Origin of the sequence: Sphaerochaeta halotolerans (genome assembly GCF_003429665.1) — a bacterium.
Taxonomy (GTDB): domain Bacteria; phylum Spirochaetota; class Spirochaetia; order Sphaerochaetales; family Sphaerochaetaceae; genus Sphaerochaeta; species Sphaerochaeta halotolerans.
The window spans coordinates 88,683-104,247 of sequence record NZ_QUWK01000007.1; the positions used below are offsets into that span (position 1 = coordinate 88,683).

Annotated in this window: 15 protein-coding genes and 1 tRNA gene; 6 read left to right on the forward strand and 10 right to left on the reverse strand. The window is 47.7% G+C overall.

What is annotated here, in order from left to right; genetic code table 11:
• The first annotated feature begins 379 nt into the window (after positions 1-379).
• Together DYP60_RS07895 and DYP60_RS07900 are read left to right on the forward strand one after the other, a co-directional pair.
• A complete protein-coding gene (locus DYP60_RS07895; protein WP_117330465.1) occupies positions 380-724 on the forward strand; it encodes an encapsulin-associated ferritin-like protein in 345 nt (114 codons plus the stop codon).
• Between the two features lie 21 nt (positions 725-745).
• Positions 746-1,531 carry a family 1 encapsulin nanocompartment shell protein gene (locus DYP60_RS07900; protein ID WP_117330466.1) on the forward strand — a complete coding sequence of 262 codons (786 nt, stop codon included), beginning with the start codon at positions 746-748 and terminating at the stop codon, positions 1,529-1,531.
• 302 nt (positions 1,532-1,833) lie between these two features.
• Here DYP60_RS07900 and DYP60_RS07905 read toward each other — a convergent pair.
• A tRNA-Gly gene (locus DYP60_RS07905) sits at positions 1,834-1,905 on the reverse strand.
• A 356-nt stretch (positions 1,906-2,261) separates the two neighbouring features.
• On the opposite strand from DYP60_RS07905, the gene DYP60_RS07910 reads away from it, so the two are divergent.
• The gene (locus DYP60_RS07910) at positions 2,262-3,356 is read left to right on the forward strand and encodes an ABC transporter ATP-binding protein (protein WP_117330467.1); all 1,095 of its coding nucleotides are present in this window, start codon (positions 2,262-2,264) and stop codon (positions 3,354-3,356) included.
• A 253-nt stretch (positions 3,357-3,609) separates the two neighbouring features.
• Here the strand turns inward: DYP60_RS07910 and DYP60_RS13995 are convergent, their stop codons facing one another.
• From DYP60_RS13995 to DYP60_RS07930, 5 genes are all read right to left on the reverse strand, one after another.
• Positions 3,610-3,801 carry a hypothetical protein gene (locus tag DYP60_RS13995; RefSeq protein WP_133299317.1) on the reverse strand — a complete coding sequence of 64 codons (192 nt, stop codon included), beginning with the start codon at positions 3,799-3,801 and terminating at the stop codon, positions 3,610-3,612.
• Positions 3,802-3,857: 56 nt separating this feature from the next.
• The gene (locus DYP60_RS07915; RefSeq protein ID WP_117330468.1) at positions 3,858-5,162 is read right to left on the reverse strand and encodes an aspartate kinase; all 1,305 of its coding nucleotides are present in this window, start codon (positions 5,160-5,162) and stop codon (positions 3,858-3,860) included.
• A gap of 123 nt (positions 5,163-5,285) precedes the next feature.
• A complete protein-coding gene (locus DYP60_RS07920) occupies positions 5,286-5,471 on the reverse strand; it encodes a hypothetical protein (RefSeq protein WP_117330469.1) in 186 nt (61 codons plus the stop codon).
• The gene (locus tag DYP60_RS07925) at positions 5,468-6,907 is read right to left on the reverse strand and encodes an ISNCY family transposase (protein WP_165849542.1); all 1,440 of its coding nucleotides are present in this window, start codon (positions 6,905-6,907) and stop codon (positions 5,468-5,470) included. The genes DYP60_RS07920 and DYP60_RS07925 overlap by 4 nt, the downstream gene beginning before the upstream one ends.
• A 5-nt stretch (positions 6,908-6,912) precedes the next feature.
• Entirely contained in the window at positions 6,913-7,632 is a 720-nt protein-coding gene (locus tag DYP60_RS07930) for a hypothetical protein (protein WP_133299318.1), read from the reverse strand.
• A 150-nt stretch (positions 7,633-7,782) separates the two neighbouring features.
• Here DYP60_RS07930 and DYP60_RS07935 point away from each other — a divergent pair, with 150 nt between their 5' ends.
• From DYP60_RS07935 to DYP60_RS07945, 3 genes are all read left to right on the forward strand, one after another.
• A complete protein-coding gene (locus tag DYP60_RS07935) occupies positions 7,783-9,066 on the forward strand; it encodes an MFS transporter (protein ID WP_117330472.1) in 1,284 nt (427 codons plus the stop codon).
• Positions 9,067-9,129: 63 nt separating this feature from the next.
• Positions 9,130-10,485, forward strand: coding sequence for an MATE family efflux transporter (locus DYP60_RS07940; RefSeq protein WP_117330473.1), 1,356 nt, complete (start codon positions 9,130-9,132; stop codon positions 10,483-10,485).
• 125 nt (positions 10,486-10,610) lie between these two features.
• On the forward strand, positions 10,611-10,991 hold the full coding sequence (locus DYP60_RS07945) for a YkvA family protein (RefSeq protein ID WP_240622844.1): 381 nt from the start codon (positions 10,611-10,613) through the stop codon (positions 10,989-10,991).
• 233 nt (positions 10,992-11,224) lie between these two features.
• Here the strand turns inward: DYP60_RS07945 and guaA are convergent, their stop codons facing one another.
• Genes guaA through DYP60_RS07965 form a run of 4 tightly spaced genes read right to left on the reverse strand, consistent with a single transcriptional unit; the run spans position 11,225 to position 15,557 of the window.
• Complete coding sequence (gene guaA / locus DYP60_RS07950; RefSeq protein WP_117330475.1) at positions 11,225-12,778, reverse strand: glutamine-hydrolyzing GMP synthase; 1,554 nt, start codon at positions 12,776-12,778, stop codon at positions 11,225-11,227.
• Between the two features lie 56 nt (positions 12,779-12,834).
• The gene (locus tag DYP60_RS07955; RefSeq protein ID WP_117330476.1) at positions 12,835-13,356 is read right to left on the reverse strand and encodes an ECF transporter S component; all 522 of its coding nucleotides are present in this window, start codon (positions 13,354-13,356) and stop codon (positions 12,835-12,837) included.
• 9 nt (positions 13,357-13,365) lie between these two features.
• Positions 13,366-14,136, reverse strand: a complete 771-nt coding sequence (locus DYP60_RS07960) for an energy-coupling factor transporter transmembrane component T family protein (protein WP_117330477.1) — start codon at positions 14,134-14,136, stop codon at positions 13,366-13,368.
• Positions 14,133-15,557 (reverse strand): ATP-binding cassette domain-containing protein, encoded by a 1,425-nt coding sequence (locus DYP60_RS07965; protein WP_117330478.1) that lies wholly within the window; start codon positions 15,555-15,557, stop codon positions 14,133-14,135. Before DYP60_RS07965 ends, DYP60_RS07960 begins: the two co-directional genes overlap by 4 nt.
• Positions 15,558-15,565 lie beyond the last annotated feature (8 nt).

Genomic DNA, 15,565 nt, shown 5'->3' on the forward strand with positions numbered 1-15,565 from the left:
GATTTAGGAGTAAAATGTATACTATCAGTATAATACAAATCGGTTTCCCGTTCAGTAAGGATTTTGTCTTATTTGAAAGATACTTTCAATACTAAAAAGCTATATTTCTGTACTAATTGCGATATTTATGAAATACTAATATTTTTTTACACGTGTAACAAACTCTATAAATCGGTGTTAACACAAGACAAAGAATAATGGATAGAGACACCTGAAAGATACAAAACCCAAAGGCCTTGTATACAACTTATCTATGCAAAATAACGTTGTTCTAAATCTAATTTCTAGCAACTCATAAGATTTTTGCTTCTCAGGTCTTTCTTTATTGCTAAACCATGAGTATCATTATAGTAATACAAAGTCTTATTAGGAGGATAGTATGGCATATAGTGAACCTTATGATGCAATTGACGAGAAAACGCGGGACATTTCCCGTGCAATCACTAGCCTTCGCGAAGAACTTGAGGCTATCAACTGGTACAACCAACGGGTAAATACCACCAAAGATACCGAGCTTGCTGGAGTTATGGCACACAACCGCGATGAAGAAATTGAGCATGCTGTCATGGCCATCGAATGGCTGAGACGCAACATGGACAAGTGGGATGATGAACTTAAAACCTACCTTTTCAGCAGTGGTAGCTTACTCGGAGTGGAAAAAGCCGGAGAAGGCGGCGAAAGTTCTTCTGCTCCTTCTCTTTCAATTGGTGATCTGAAGAAATAAGAATGTCCAGGAGGTATTTATATGGATATGTTCAAACGTGAATTAGCGCCCCTCTCCTCGGAGGCTTGGGCAGAAATAGAAAACAGGGTAAGCGAGGTTTTACTCTCTCGTCTCACCGCTCGTAAAGTAGTTAACGTAAACGGGCCAAAGGGAATAGACTTCACTGCCATCAGCGAAGGACGTCTCTCATTGGTTGATGATGGCGATGTGAAGGCTGGAATCTACACAGTAAAACCCTTGACGGAAGCCAGAATTCGTTTTTCCCTCAATAAGTGGGAACTGGATAACCTAGCACGTGGTGCAAAAGACATTGATTTTGACAGCCTAGACTCTGCTATTGAAAAACTGGCACTGTTCGAAGAACGAGCCATCTATGATGGTTATGAGAAAGGTGGAATCAAGGGGCTGAAGGAATCGAGTGGGCATAAGGCACTGACCTTTGGCAAGGAATCCAGTGACATTCTTGCCTCAATTGCTGAAGGCCTTATCTTGCTCAAGAAGAGTTATGTCCAAGGCCCCTACTCCCTTATTGTAGGAAAAGAAGGATGGATTGCACTGAACAAAGAATCCTATGGGCAGAATCTGCTTGAAAGAGTAGAGAGGATGCTTGGAGGGAAGGTGGTCTACTCGCCAAATATCGAGGGAGCACTGCTGCTTCCCTTTGACAGCAAAAATCTTGAGCTGACTATCGGACAGGACTTTTCCCTGGGCTATGAGACCCATGACACCAAGGAGGTAATCCTCTTTGCAACAGAGTCTTTCACCTTCAGGGTATTGGAACCCAAGGCAATTGTAGTCTACAAGTAAGAGGGACCATCAAATATGTGCTCTCATATAAGGCCGGATTCATCGTCCGGCCTTCTTTATGTAGTAACTGGAGCATTGTTCTAGGTGCATGAGAGTACGCATTGTTAGCCTTACGTATCAGAACAGAAAAACGAAATACATTTGGCTTGCTGGCAGTATTTCGTCATTTACATTAAATTCGGCATATTTAGTATTTGCCGAATCTTATTCAACAACAGATACGATTGATACATCTCGGGATAATCAAACTAACCCTCATGCAAAAGCAAAGCCCCCTCAGTCAATTGACTGGGGGGGCTAAGAGCGCCAGAAGGGAATCGAACCCTCGTCTCATGCTTGGGAAGCACGAGCACTAACCATTGTGCTACTGGCGCATCTGCCATTGGATAATAGCAAAATAGAGAGAGGATGTAAACAACTATCTCCAGAGAATGTGATTCAAGCAGAATAGCCATGTTCCAATCTCCTTCCCGCGTTCAACTATCGCCAAGGAGCCAAGGGATGGTACATTCTAGACATCGAGGATCGTGTATTGCTGGAGGAGGTGGTAGCAATCAGACAAAAACGGAAGCCAATACATCCAAATATGCTATTTCTTATACACTGATTTATCTTTTTCTTTACATTATATACTGTTATATAGTTTCAATACAATTTTCCCCATTTTTTTGTTTGACACCGTATTCCAGTTGGGTTACAGTTACGGATAGATAAAATAATTGGAGGCAATATGGCCACAGTACAACTCAAAAACATCTCTAAGGTGTATGAAGGTGGAGTCAAAGCTGTTGACAGTGTCAACATCGAAGTCAAAGATCGACAGTTTGTCGTTCTCGTCGGACCTTCAGGGTGTGGTAAATCCACAACGCTCCGTATGATTGCTGGTTTGGAAGACATCACAGAAGGTGAGCTCTATATCGACGGCAATCTCGTCAACGACGTTCCGCCAAAAGATAGAGACATTGCAATGGTTTTCCAGAACTATGCTCTCTATCCCCATATGACGGTGTATGACAACATGGCTTTCGGATTGAAGATCCGCAAGTTCCCTAAAGAAGAGATTGAACAACGTGTTCGAGAGGCAGCTAAGATTCTTGAGATTGAAGAGTTGCTCGACAGAAAACCCAAGGCTCTCTCCGGTGGACAGAGACAGCGTGTTGCTGTAGGAAGAGCTATTGTTCGTAAACCTAAGGTATTCCTTTTTGACGAACCCCTCTCCAACCTGGATGCAAAACTACGTGTTCAGATGCGTGCAGAGATTTCCTCCCTACACAACCGTCTCAAAGCTACTATGATTTATGTTACCCATGACCAGGTAGAAGCCTTGACCATGGCTGACGTCATCGTTGTTATGAAGTTTGGTGTCATCCAACAGATTGGTGGACCACTTGATCTTTACAACAATCCACAGAACAAATTTGTTGCTGGATTCATCGGTTCTCCTCCAATGAACTTCCTTGAAGCTGCTATTGAAGCTGATGGCGATGATATCTACGCAAATGAAGGTACTTTCCGCCTCAAGGTGACTGCAGAGCAGAAGAAGTTCTTGACTCCCTACATCGGAAAGTCTGTAACCTTTGGTATTCGCCCTGAGGATGTTTCATTCAGTAACACTGCAAAAGATGGAGTGACCATCAACGGAACAGTTAGCGTTGTTGAGCCCCTTGGTAGTGAGACCCACGTCTACACATCCACTTCTAAGAGCCAGGTTATCGGTAAAATTGAACCCACCCTTGTTCCTGCTCCGGATTCCAAGATTTACTTGATTCCTGACATGGCAAAGGCTAAGTTCTTTGATCTTGAGACCGAACAGGTTATCAACTAATACTAATCAGTTCATAGTATACTATAAGGCTGTTTCAAAAGTCTGACTGAAAATCAGGCTGAGAAGCAGCCCTTTCTTCATGTATACGCACACATCTTTATATATTCCACCTTGAGATAACACTTGGAATCAGCCGGGAAAACCATTAAAGCCATCAGAAGCGATGCGGAAAAAGCCACTATACCTCTCTCATATATAAGATTTACCTATACCATAGGCAAAACAAAGAAAGCAAGTAATACAATATATAGCCTTATACTATTCTTAATTCGGTAGTATATTCCGGTTCATTGCCCAACGGAGCGAGAGGAAAGGAATCAGCATGATGGTTCCTCTCCCGAGCGAGTGCCGGGAAAGCAAGGTGAGATACCCCGTCCCTTGGGGAGGGAAAGGAGGCAACGCCTCCTGAGTCCAGGGCTTGCCCTGGGGTATTGATACCTTTCATTTATGTGTTTCAAACTAAAAAGTCCACTTTCTTGAGAAAGTGGAGCACACTAATCATTAGAACAATGCGTTGTAGAGAGTAATAACTGCATTTTGTGTCTTGTCAGCATCTACACCGAGCAGCAAGGATGTCTGTGATGATCCAAAGTTGAGGAAGTTCAGTTTGATGGAAGCCTTATCCAAAGCACCTACCACTCTTGAGATCAAGTCACGATGTTCCATGACTCCTTCCCCTACAACTCCTACAACTGTATGGTCATGATCAACCTCGATGGAATCCAGAGAGAACTCACTCTTGAGTCGGGTACACATTGCCTTGAGGACACTTTCACTCGCCTGACTGGTTTCAAAAAACCAAACGATACTATCTACCCCAAACAGACTGAACGTCGGCCTAATCCCAAACACATGCAGCATGGTGAGCAGTGCATGTTTGGTACCAGATTGCTTGAAAAGCATCAGCTTACGAAGGGTAATCCTACTATAGCCTTTCTTAGCAGAAACCCCAGCAAGAGGGACCTTTCCACTCTCTCGTTCATTGACGATCATCGTCCCAGGATCGTCAGGAGCATTGGTATTCTTGACATTGATAGGAATCTGGGCGGCTATCACTGGAGCGATTGCCTCCTCATGAAATACACTTGCACCTACCCCGGCAAGCTCACGAAGCTCACGATAGGTCATGGTCTTGATTACCTTAGCATTGTCCACCAAGCGGGGGTCTACAGAGAACACACCCGAGACATCGGTCCAGTTCTCATACGATTCGGCATCAGAAGCACTACTGAGAATTGCTCCGGTAATATCTGAACCACCTCGACTGAACGTTTTCACTTTTCCTTCAATATCACAACCATAGAAACCAGGAACAATATACTTTTCATCTTTCTTTAGTACTGATCTCAGATTCTCATAGCTCTGTTCATGCACGGTTCCATCAGGATTGATCACGATGTAAGGATCAGCATCCAGAAAATTCCAACCAAGGTAGGAAGCAATCATCCGGGCACTAAGATATTCTCCACGGCTTGCTGCATACTCCGCTCCGTTACCGGCATCAATCATTTGGCGAACTTCTTCAAGGATGGCAACAAAGGGTTTCTTCTCTATTCCCAGCCCATCAAGTATTGCGATATAACGATCAGCAATATTCTTGAAGACCGGCTTGCATGACAAACCCTGCTGGGCAAGAGCATTGCATGCATAAAGCATATCGGTGACCTTCTCATCATCCTTGCTCCTTTTTCCTGGAGCCGAAACAACCACTATCTGTCTTTTTGGATTGGCTTCTACTATCGCTCTGACTTTTTCTATCTGTTTGGCATCAGCCACTGAACTTCCGCCGAATTTACATACAATCATAAGTAATAACCTTCTATATTTCTTGGATATCTACAGGAATAAATTGTATTGAAGGATAGCACGTTGTGCAAGACAACCATATTGAAAATAGCACTGTAACCCGTAAATGATTTTTTCCTCCCCCTAGAATCCGTGGTAACCAGCTTTCCGGGCCTTGTGGGCCTCCTTATCCCAGGCCAGGAGTATGTCGGACGAAGCCTGCTCAAGCTCCTCGTTGATGTTTTGCACCAGTGTTTCGTACTCGTCACTGGAGAATGAATGCTCTTCCCTGAGTGTTTGCAGGGTTTCTTGTCTCTCCCACCATTTCATGACTCGTAATCCTCTCTGGGTTTGGCGATATGACTCGCCAGCACCTTTGGTGAGAGGAATCTCGTTCTCCATGGATGGTCTGGTGCAGGCGTGGAAGACTTCCTCTTACTGGGTGCAGGTCGTTGCTCGGGGTCGAATTCCTTGCTGTGGCTGCTCCGTTTCTCCACCTCCCTGAGCAGGTATATCTCATCCTTGATGCTGGCCAGCAGCGTCCCGTCGAAGGCCTTGACGACGAGGGCCTTGGTGTCCTTGGCGAAAAGCCGGGGGCGCTGGGAGGACGAATCCTGTGCATAGGGCTGGTAGTAGGCGTTGTGGTACTTGATGCTGTGGCCCGCATCGATGACCCGGTTGGAGACCACCGCCAGGATTGCATTGATGTCGGCATCGGGGGGGGCTTGGAGGAAGGTGCCGGACTGTACATCCTTCTCATCCTTGAGCGAGAATTGTGCATTGAAACGGGGAAGATAGTCCCACAGGAAGGTGTTCGCCGCCTCCATGGTGGTGATTCCGTGGCGCAGAAGCTCGACCGGGATACGGCCTTGGAGCGTTCTGTTCATTCTCTCCACACGACCCTTGACCTGAGGTACCGAGGTGGCCTCGAGCTCGATGCCCAATGTCTTGCAGGCGGCTCCGAACTGGGTGAAGGTGTCCTTTTCCTCATCGGGTTTGGAGAGGGACTTGTACTCGAAGACGGTCCTTCGGTCGGTCCTGAACCGCGAGGGGATGCCGTAGAGCTTGAGAATCATGTACAGGACGTGGTAATAGCCGTCCAGCGTCTCCTGGGTGTCGAACCAAGCCCCCACCACCTCGCTGGTTGCATCGTCGACGGCCACATGCAAGTGCCATTTCCCGGCCCCCTTGGCCCAGACCAGCTCGCTGGCGTCCATCTGGATCATCTCCCCGAAGTATTTGCTCCGCGGCCTGCGCGGATGCGCGTCGGCGTCGTCCAGGATTGCCATGGCTGCATTTATTTTCTCGCTTTCGGCCTTGCTCAGGTGCTCCTTCCGTGCAAGCATCCTCAATCTCTTCTCCATCAGCCTCTTGGTCGCCTTCTTCGAGCAGGGCGAGACGAGCATGGCCTGCTTGAGGATCGAATGCACCGTCCCGTCGGAGAGGCTGACACCGTGGTCCTCCTTGAGTATCTCCAAAAAATGGGTGAAACTGGCGGTGCAGTAGGTGTCCTTGTACAGCCTCTCGACCAGCTCCCTCGTATCCTGCGGTATGGTGGTGGCGGGCTTGCGGCCCTTGTTGCGGTGACTGAACCGGGATATGTCTTCGTTTTTGCACCACTGCACGTACTTCAGGAGCGTCTTTCGGGTGCATCCCAGCCTCGCCCGGCCCCTCCTGACGGCCGTGTCGGTGCAGCCGAGGTCGATGACATCCTTGGCGGTGGTGTACTTTTCCTGCTCGTTCGGTCTCAAATCCTTCAATTCCATCTCATTCATCCTCCCCGGGGCGGCTTGCGCCGTTCTGCACCCTCCTCAGCGAGGGGTTCCTGCAGATTCTCGTCCCTGGGGCCGATCGTAGGGCCGATGAGGTCGAGGAAGATGCAAAGGTTGTTGGATTGTGTGTAAAAGAGGTCCAGCACGTACCGCAGCCACGACTCGCCGCACCCCTTGAGGAATGCTGTAAGCGCACAAGCGATTTCGTATTCCGAGAGGCTGCGGCCGATGTAACGATGGATTTCCTCGACCACCGACGCCCACACCTTGCGCAGCCACGACCGCCAGTAGGACCTGGTGCGCGGGCTTGCAAGGCAATAGTCAGCCTTGTTCTCCAGCACAGAGCGAATGTCGCCCAGGCAATACTGCTTGTTCCTGACAAGGTCGTCGCCGTAGACTGTCGAGTAGCTGCCATCCTCCGGGCAACGGCCGACGGCAACGATTGTCGTTTCCACCGCCGGGCCTTCCTCCGCCGTGTATCGTTTGCCCCTCTTGCGCGAGAAGGCATACTCCAGCGCTCCGATGCATGTCCGGCACAGCATGGCGCCGTTGCCCGTCCTCAAGGATGGATGGAAGTTCTCTTGAATCGAAGCTGTTTCGATGGTAGTGTGTCTATAGTGTTTATGATGAAGGGGAAGTCTTTGCAGTGTACTAACAAAGACAAAGGGCTTCCTCTTCATTTCTCCTTCAGGGATCCTCTCCCTTGGTCTTCCTTTCATTAAACCACATATCTCAAACAGACAGGCAAAAATCATTTGAGGAATGATTGGAAGAAATCATATTCGAGACAGTGCAAGACAACCATATTGAAAATAGCACATGACAGAATGGACATACACTGGTACGCTATGGAAAAGAGGATACAAACAATGCAAGATTCAAAACGATCGATTGTCGCATGGGCTTTCTATGACTGGGCTAATAGCGCTTTTGCAACTACGGTGATGGCAGGATTCTTCCCCGTCTTTTTCACTGCCTATTGGGCAGTGGGATCAAGCAGTCAGGAAGGCACCTTTTATCTTGGACTGGCAAACTCACTGGGTTCATTGGTAGTTGCTCTCTTGGCCCCTATCCTGGGAGCTATAGCAGACTGGGGCACCTACAAGAAGCGGCTGTTGGCATTTTTTGCCTTGATTGGCTCTGTTATGACCGCAAGCTTATATATACTGCAAATGGGGGCATGGCCTCTGGCGGTGCTCTTCTACTCAATAGCGGTGGTCGGATTCAGTGGAGCCAACACCTTCTACGATGCACTACTACCCTTTGTAGCCTCAGAGAAGAAGGTGGATTTTGTCTCCTCTCTTGGATTCAGTCTAGGGTATATCGGTGGTGGATTGCTGTTCCTTGTGAATGTTCTGATGTATCTCAATCCCTCATGGTTTGGATTTGCCGATGGAGGAGAAGCAATCAAAGCATGTTTTGTCATCGTGGGAATCTGGTGGATAGTATTCACACTCCCCTTGCTTTTCTTCGTAAAAGAAGAGGTGACCGCTGATAACCTCCCCTTCAAGCAGGCAGTCAAGAAAGGGCTCTCCATCACACGTCAAACTGTGCGAAGCTTTCGTCAATTGAAGACATTGGCAATCTTTCTCATTGCTTACTGGCTCTATATTGATGGAGTCGATACCATCATCAGAATGGCCGTAAATTATGGGACCAGTCTCAACTTTCCCAGTGAGTCATTGATCGTTGCACTACTCATCACACAATTTGTTGCCTTCCCCTCGGCTCTTGCCTACTCCGTCTTCGGACGAAAGGTCGGAATTCGTAAGGCCCTTGAGATTGCCATTGGGGCCTACGCAGTCATTGCCATCCTTGGTTATTTCATGACCAAACCACTCCATTTCTACCTGCTTGCAGTGTGTATCGGGCTATTCCAAGGGGGAATCCAAGCACTCAGCAGATCATATTACACACGACTCATACCAAAACAACGTTCTGCTCAGTTTTTTGGGTTTTTCAATATGTTGGGTAAATTCGCTGCAATCATTGGACCATTACTCATGGGAGTTGTCACGTTGGTGACCGGAAATTCTCGGTATGGAATATTTTCATTGGTCTTGCTCTTCATTGGCGGATATATTCTGCTGAAACGAGTTGATGAAGAACAAGGGAAAAAGGAGGTAGAGGCATTCCTCAAGGAGACCAACTGACAACCTGCTTTACTAAGCTTGCATGGTGTGCTATGACTGTACCAGAATCTATAAGGAATACCCATGCAACCTGTCCAAGAAAACAAAATGGGGGTCAAGCCGATCCCCTCTCTCGTTCTGTCCATGTCGTTTCCCATCATGCTCAGCATGTTGGTACAAGCTCTCTACAATATAGTGGACAGTATGTTTGTCTCACACTACAGTCAGCAAGCGCTGACTGCAGTAACCCTTGCCTTTCCCATGCAGAACCTGCTTATCGCGGTAAGTGTAGGCACCTCTGTCGGAGTCAACTCCCTGCTCTCCAGGAAACTGGGTGCAAAGGACATTACCTCAGCAAGGAAGGCTGCAGGAAATGGCCTTACTCTCTCGGTGATAAGCTGGGCATTCTTCGCTTTCATCGGTCTCTTTTTCTCCAAGACTTTCGTTTCATTCTTCACCAACGATCCAGAACTTATCACCATGGGTACCCAATACATCTCCATCTGCCTGATTTTTTCACTTGGTTTGTTTATTGACATCATATGTGAAAGAATCCTGCAGGGTACAGGAGACACAATCCACCCCATGATCATCCAAAGTACCGGGGCGATTGTAAACATCTTACTGGACCCCATTCTTATCTTCGGGTTGTTTGGTATGCCAAGGATGGGGGTAATGGGAGCTGCCATCGCTACCGTCTTCGCCCAGCATATCTCTACTGTGCTTGCAATATACTATGTGCGAAGGAACAAGGAAATTGTACTGAAAAAATCCTCCTTCCGTCTCGAGAAGCAAACAGTCAAGGATATCTACGCTGTCGGGATTCCTACAATCATCATGCAAGCCATTGGAACAATACTTATTACAAGCCTGAATAAAATCCTTATTGGCTTCTCTACCTCAGCGGTTGCTGTCTTTGGTATCTATTTCCGCTTACAATCCTTCATATTTATGCCTGTATTCGGTCTGAACACCGGTATGATACCGGTGATCGGGTACAACTATGGAGCAAGAAAGCCAAAACGGATAACGGCAACCATCAAGGTTGGTCTGGTGGTTGCAATCACCATCATGGGGATTGGGACAGCTCTGTTTATGCTCTTTCCTCACATACTACTCAGTTGGTTTGATGCAACTCCTGAAATGATTGCAATTGGTACGGTAGCAATGCAACGGATCAGCATGGGTTTTGTGTTTGCAGGCGTCAGTATTGTCTTGATTGCGCTTTTCCAGGGGATGGGCTATGGATACTTGTCGATGATCAACTCGGTATCACGACAGCTGGTATTCTTGCTCCCTGCCGCATACCTATTGGGTAAATATGTAGGACTTGATGCTTTGTGGTACTCCTTCTTCATCTCTGAACTGGCGTCCTTCACGTTGACCCTCTACTTCTTCCGAAAGATCTACAAAACGAAGATCAAGACTATGACTGCGTAAGAGATCATCTCCCGATTCACGTGAATCGGGATAGGCAGGGAGTCCTGAAGATGTGTCTCAGGAAAATATCATTACTCGATTCCAATTACATTGAAACAGAATCAGGGAAAACCTATAGTATTCCTGTGAAACAGATCAAACCCAGATTAATGCAACGTGCATTATTGCTGAAAGGCCAGTTGACAGCAATCTACTATGCATCGAAGGACAAGAGGATGCCTTTACTCCCGAAGGTATTGGCTGGTTTTATTCTACTCTACGCACTCAGTCCCATTGATCTCATTCCTGATTTCATTCCCGTCCTTGGATATCTGGATGATCTGATCATTCTCCCCGCATTGTTGGTGCTGACCATCAAGTGCATACCCAACGAAGTGCTCAAGGATGCCCAGGATCAAGCAGAGCGCAAGCCAATTTCGTTGCCTAAGAACTGGAGTTTTTCCATTCTCTTCATTGGCTTTTGGATACTGATTCTCTGGTTCATTGTGCACAAGCTCACACAGTAATGCCAGCCTTGTGAGTACATAATCAGTATATTGCTTGATGATCAGCTATTGCAGGTTCTGATTCCTCGAAGAATTTTTGCGGATTCCGCATTTTTAGTCTGTTTGTAGACATCTCTTCCGACAATCCATGCCAGAGAAAACAATAAGTAAGGCAATGAGTAAGAAAAGACCCCAGCAATTGGAGTCTTTTCTCTTTTTATTGAGCATTGTAAAATTTTATCTTCCTTGTGGCATTACTCCCACTCGATAGTCCCAGGAGGTTTACTGGTGATGTCATAGAGTACTCGATTGACTCCTTTCACCTCATTGCAGATCCTGCTAGAGGCGTGTTGCAGCACATCAGGAGGGAACCGGTACCAGTCAGCGGTCATGGCATCCTCACTGGTAACTGCCCTAAGGGAGCACACCTCTTCATAGGTTCTTTCATCCCCTTGGACGCCCACGCTCTTAACCGGAAGCAAACACGCCAATGCCTGCCAGATATCATCATATAGATTGGCTTTGCGGATCTCCTCAATGAAGATTGCATCAACATCGCGCAGGGTATCCAGCCGTTCCTTGGTTACTTCTCCTACACATCTAACCCCGAGTCCGGGACCGGGGAATGGATGACGGTTTACCATCTCTTCAGGAAGCCCAAGCTCTCTGCCCACAGCCCTTACCTCGTCCTTGAACAGTTCACGAAGTGGCTCGAGCAGGTCCCATTTCAGATCTTCGGGTAATCCCCCAACATTGTGATGGCTCTTGATGGTTGCAGAAGGTCCACCGGAGGGACTCTTGCTCTCGATTACATCTGGATAGAGTGTACCTTGGGCAAGGAAGCTGATCTCCCCTGCTTTGCGTGCCTCATCATAGAAGGTATCGATGAAAACCTTGCCGATGATTTTCCGCTTCGCCTCAGGTTCTGTAACTCCCTTGAGTGCTGAGAGGAACGCATCCTCGGCATCAGCATATTGGAGACGTATATTGTAATGGTCCCTGAACAGTTTCAGGACCATATCAGCCTCTCCCTTGCGCAAGAGACCGTTGTTAACAAATACACAGACCAACTGGTCCCCGATTGCCTCATGGATAAGTACCGCTGCAACAGCAGAATCGACACCACCAGAGAGACCACACAGTACCTGCTTGTCTCCGACTTTCCTTCGAATCTCCTCGACTGCAGTACTTATGAAGAAACCCATATCCCAGTCCTGGTTTGCTTGGCAGACCCCAAGCACAAAGTTCTGCAGGAACTGGTTGCCTTCTGCGGTATGTACTACCTCAGGATGGAACTGAACCCCATAGAAATGCTTCTCATCATTCTCAATAACAGTAAAGGGACAGTTCGGGGTACTGCCTGTCTGGATAAAGCCATCAGGAAGCGAAGCAACTGCATCACCGTGACTCATCCAGAGCCGAGAGTTTGCACTGATGCCCTTGAGCAGAGAAGCCTCTGGATGGAGAACGGTAAGATCAGCGAAGCCATATTCACGCTTCAGCGGGCGTTCAACCGTCCCTCCGTTTTGGATGCTCATCACCTGTAAGCCATAGCAGATACCCAAAATAGGAATTCCCAACTCATAGATTCCTGCATCAGGCCTAGGTGAACCTGCAGAGCGAACCGAGGATGGACCACCACTGAAGATGATTCCTTTTGGACTCAGTGCCGCAAGCTCTGTCGCTGTGATGGTATAGGGGACGATCTGGCTATATACGTGCATTTCACGTACCCTACGTGCAATCAACTGACTGTATTGAGCCCCGAAGTCTAATACAACGATGGTGTCATGGGGGAATTGTTGCATGTGCATTCCTCTCTGGTTAGGGATAGTTGGAGTATACCGAAAAGAAACGACAGTGGCTACCAAGTAAGCGAACTCACCGGGGGATAAGCTCGCTTCACTGCTGCCGATACAACAAGGCCGAGCGCAAATCCTACTGCACTCTGGGCGATGTTGCCTGGGATCTCAGCAGCAGCCACACTGACAGTGCTGATAAACAAGGCAGATAATGCAAAATACCCTAAGGAAACAGTTGCAATGCAGATGAAGGCTGCAAGGACCTTTCTTCCTACCGATACTGTAGCATCGCCCTTTTTCTGCACGATCAAGGCAACCAAGAGCCCTTCCACCCCATGGACCACAAAGCTGATAGGTGCCCATTGTGCATAGCCACTGATCAAATCAGCAAGGGCCGTTCCCAAACCTGCAGCGATGAACGCAGACCAAGGACCAAAGGTGAACGCGATAAAGCAGATGGCTACATCGCATAGATTCAGATATCCTCTTGCGGTAGGGATACGAACTACCATGGTAAAAACCACAACCACAGCAGTCAGCACTGACACCATGGCAACTTTCAAAGCATTCCTATTCCCCTGCATATACTCCTCCTAGAACAACATACTCGCTAGCCAAAACGCCAATGGAATGATACAAGCGAGAAGGAAATTGGTACATACATGATGATATGCATCAAGACTGTGGTAACTGCTACGCCTCTCCTGTCTCCCGAATCCGCGCATCTCCAGGCTCATAGCCAAGTTTGGGATGGATCTAAGCGCAACCACCAAAGCGCTGGTAAGGGTTGGGACCAAATCCTTGAGACGCTGGCCAACCTTCTTTTTCTGCTCATCCTCGGCTTCACGGAGACGATGTGACTCTGATATCTGACTGAAACTATCAGCAATGAAAGGAATATAGGTAAAAGCGAGTGTCACAACCAAGCTCGCTTTATAGGGAAGATGATACCATCTCAGGGTAAGCATGACCTCATGCATCACGGTAGTGGCAAACAACAGGGTACAGACATAGGTGATACCAATGAAACGGCTCATCAACCTCAAGGCTTGTTCCAAACCTTCCTTCGTGATTACAGTAAAACTGCCAATCGACACCAAGGGAACCCCTTCACGTACATTGAATGGCATGAAAAGTATCATGAACAGGAGCATTGGAGAAATGGAATAAACGGTTCTCCATGCATGATGCCACCCTGTGCTATGAGCACCAACTAAAACAACCAAGGCAACCACAAGAGCAAGATGCAACAAGGTAACAGGGAGAAAAAACCAGACGCACATCAGAAGCATCAATAGCAGTTTTGCACGTGGATCAAAGCGGTAGAGCCACCCCTTCCCTGCAATGTAGGTGTTGGTAGTCATACAGCGATCAACCTCCCTTCCTTGATGGTGTAGGAGCGCTGGGCTACCTTGTCGGCAAATTGCCGGTCATGGGTAATGAGCAGGATACCTGCCCCATTGCGCCTCAGATGCGCAATGATGGAGAGTGTACTCTGATAGGTCAAGGCACTATCAAGCTCATCAAGAATATAGAAGGGTCGGTCAAGCAGATAGTACACTGCTGCTTGGAGGGCTTTACGTAGCGGATAACTCATTGTGGTGGGTGTGTCCTCAAGGTCGAGGCTGAACAGTTCTGCACAAGTTGCTATGCGACTCTCAATCTCTGATTTCGATAAGTCTGAACGTCGCTTCAGAGACCAAGAAAGTTCTTCTGCAACGGTAGGTAGAAAGATTTGCAGATCGGGGCTCTGAAACAAGTAACCAACACGTTTGGAGAGTTGTTTGTCTCTGAACGGTTCACCATCGATGGTAATCTGGCCCGCTATGGGGGTATCCAAGCCACAGAGCAAGCGACTGAAGGAGCTTTTGCCACTTCCGTTTGGCCCAACAAGGGTTACCAACTCCCCGCTTCGTAGTTGGAAATCAGGTACCTCCAAAGTAAACTGCTTACTCTTTGTAGTGCTCACCCTGCTCCGTTCAGCTTGGAGCGACTTACAAGAGAGAATCCTTTTTTGGGAAGGCTGTATGTGTTCTGTTTCCAAAGGACTGGGAAGATCATCACCACAGAGGTGGGCAAATCGAGAGATTAAGGTGCTTCTATCCCCACTGGCAATATCTCCTTCATCGAGCAACAATACCTGATCAAAGAGGTCATCAAATTCACGCAAGTAACGACTTGCAAGTACCAGTACCGTCTTGTCTTTGGTTGCTATCAGATGTTTTAGTTGGTCTCTCCAGTGCTGGTCCAAGTCATCAAAAGCTTCGTCAAGCAGCCAGAAAGAGGCATCAATCGCCTGCATGGTGGCAAGGAGCACGCGTTTACGTTCTCCCCCACTGAGCTCCTGTTCACTGCTGGTCCTTAAATCCTGAAGCCCCCACTGTGTAATTGCTTCCTCAATACGTGCATGCATGGTCTCTCTTTCCATGCCCATTGACTCCAGGGGAAACGCAATTTCTTCCTCAACCGATGTGGCAACAAACTGTTCTTGAGGGTTCTGGGAAACATACGTACATACTGGCAAGAGGTCCCAAGGGTCCAAATCTGAGAGTGATTTCCCATAGAGATTGATATCACCCTGTAGTTCACCAGGGAAATATTTGGGGCACACCCCGCAAATGATCTTGGCAAGTGTGGTCTTTCCCTTGTTGAATGGAGCAAGCAAAAGCGTCTTGCTTCCAGCAGGAAGAGCGAGAGAGAGCGCACGAAAAAGGGGTTCATTCTCTTTCTCCGTCCACGACTGATAGGTGAAAGAGAGGTCTTCAATGGAGAGTGCGTTGATCATAGCCACCC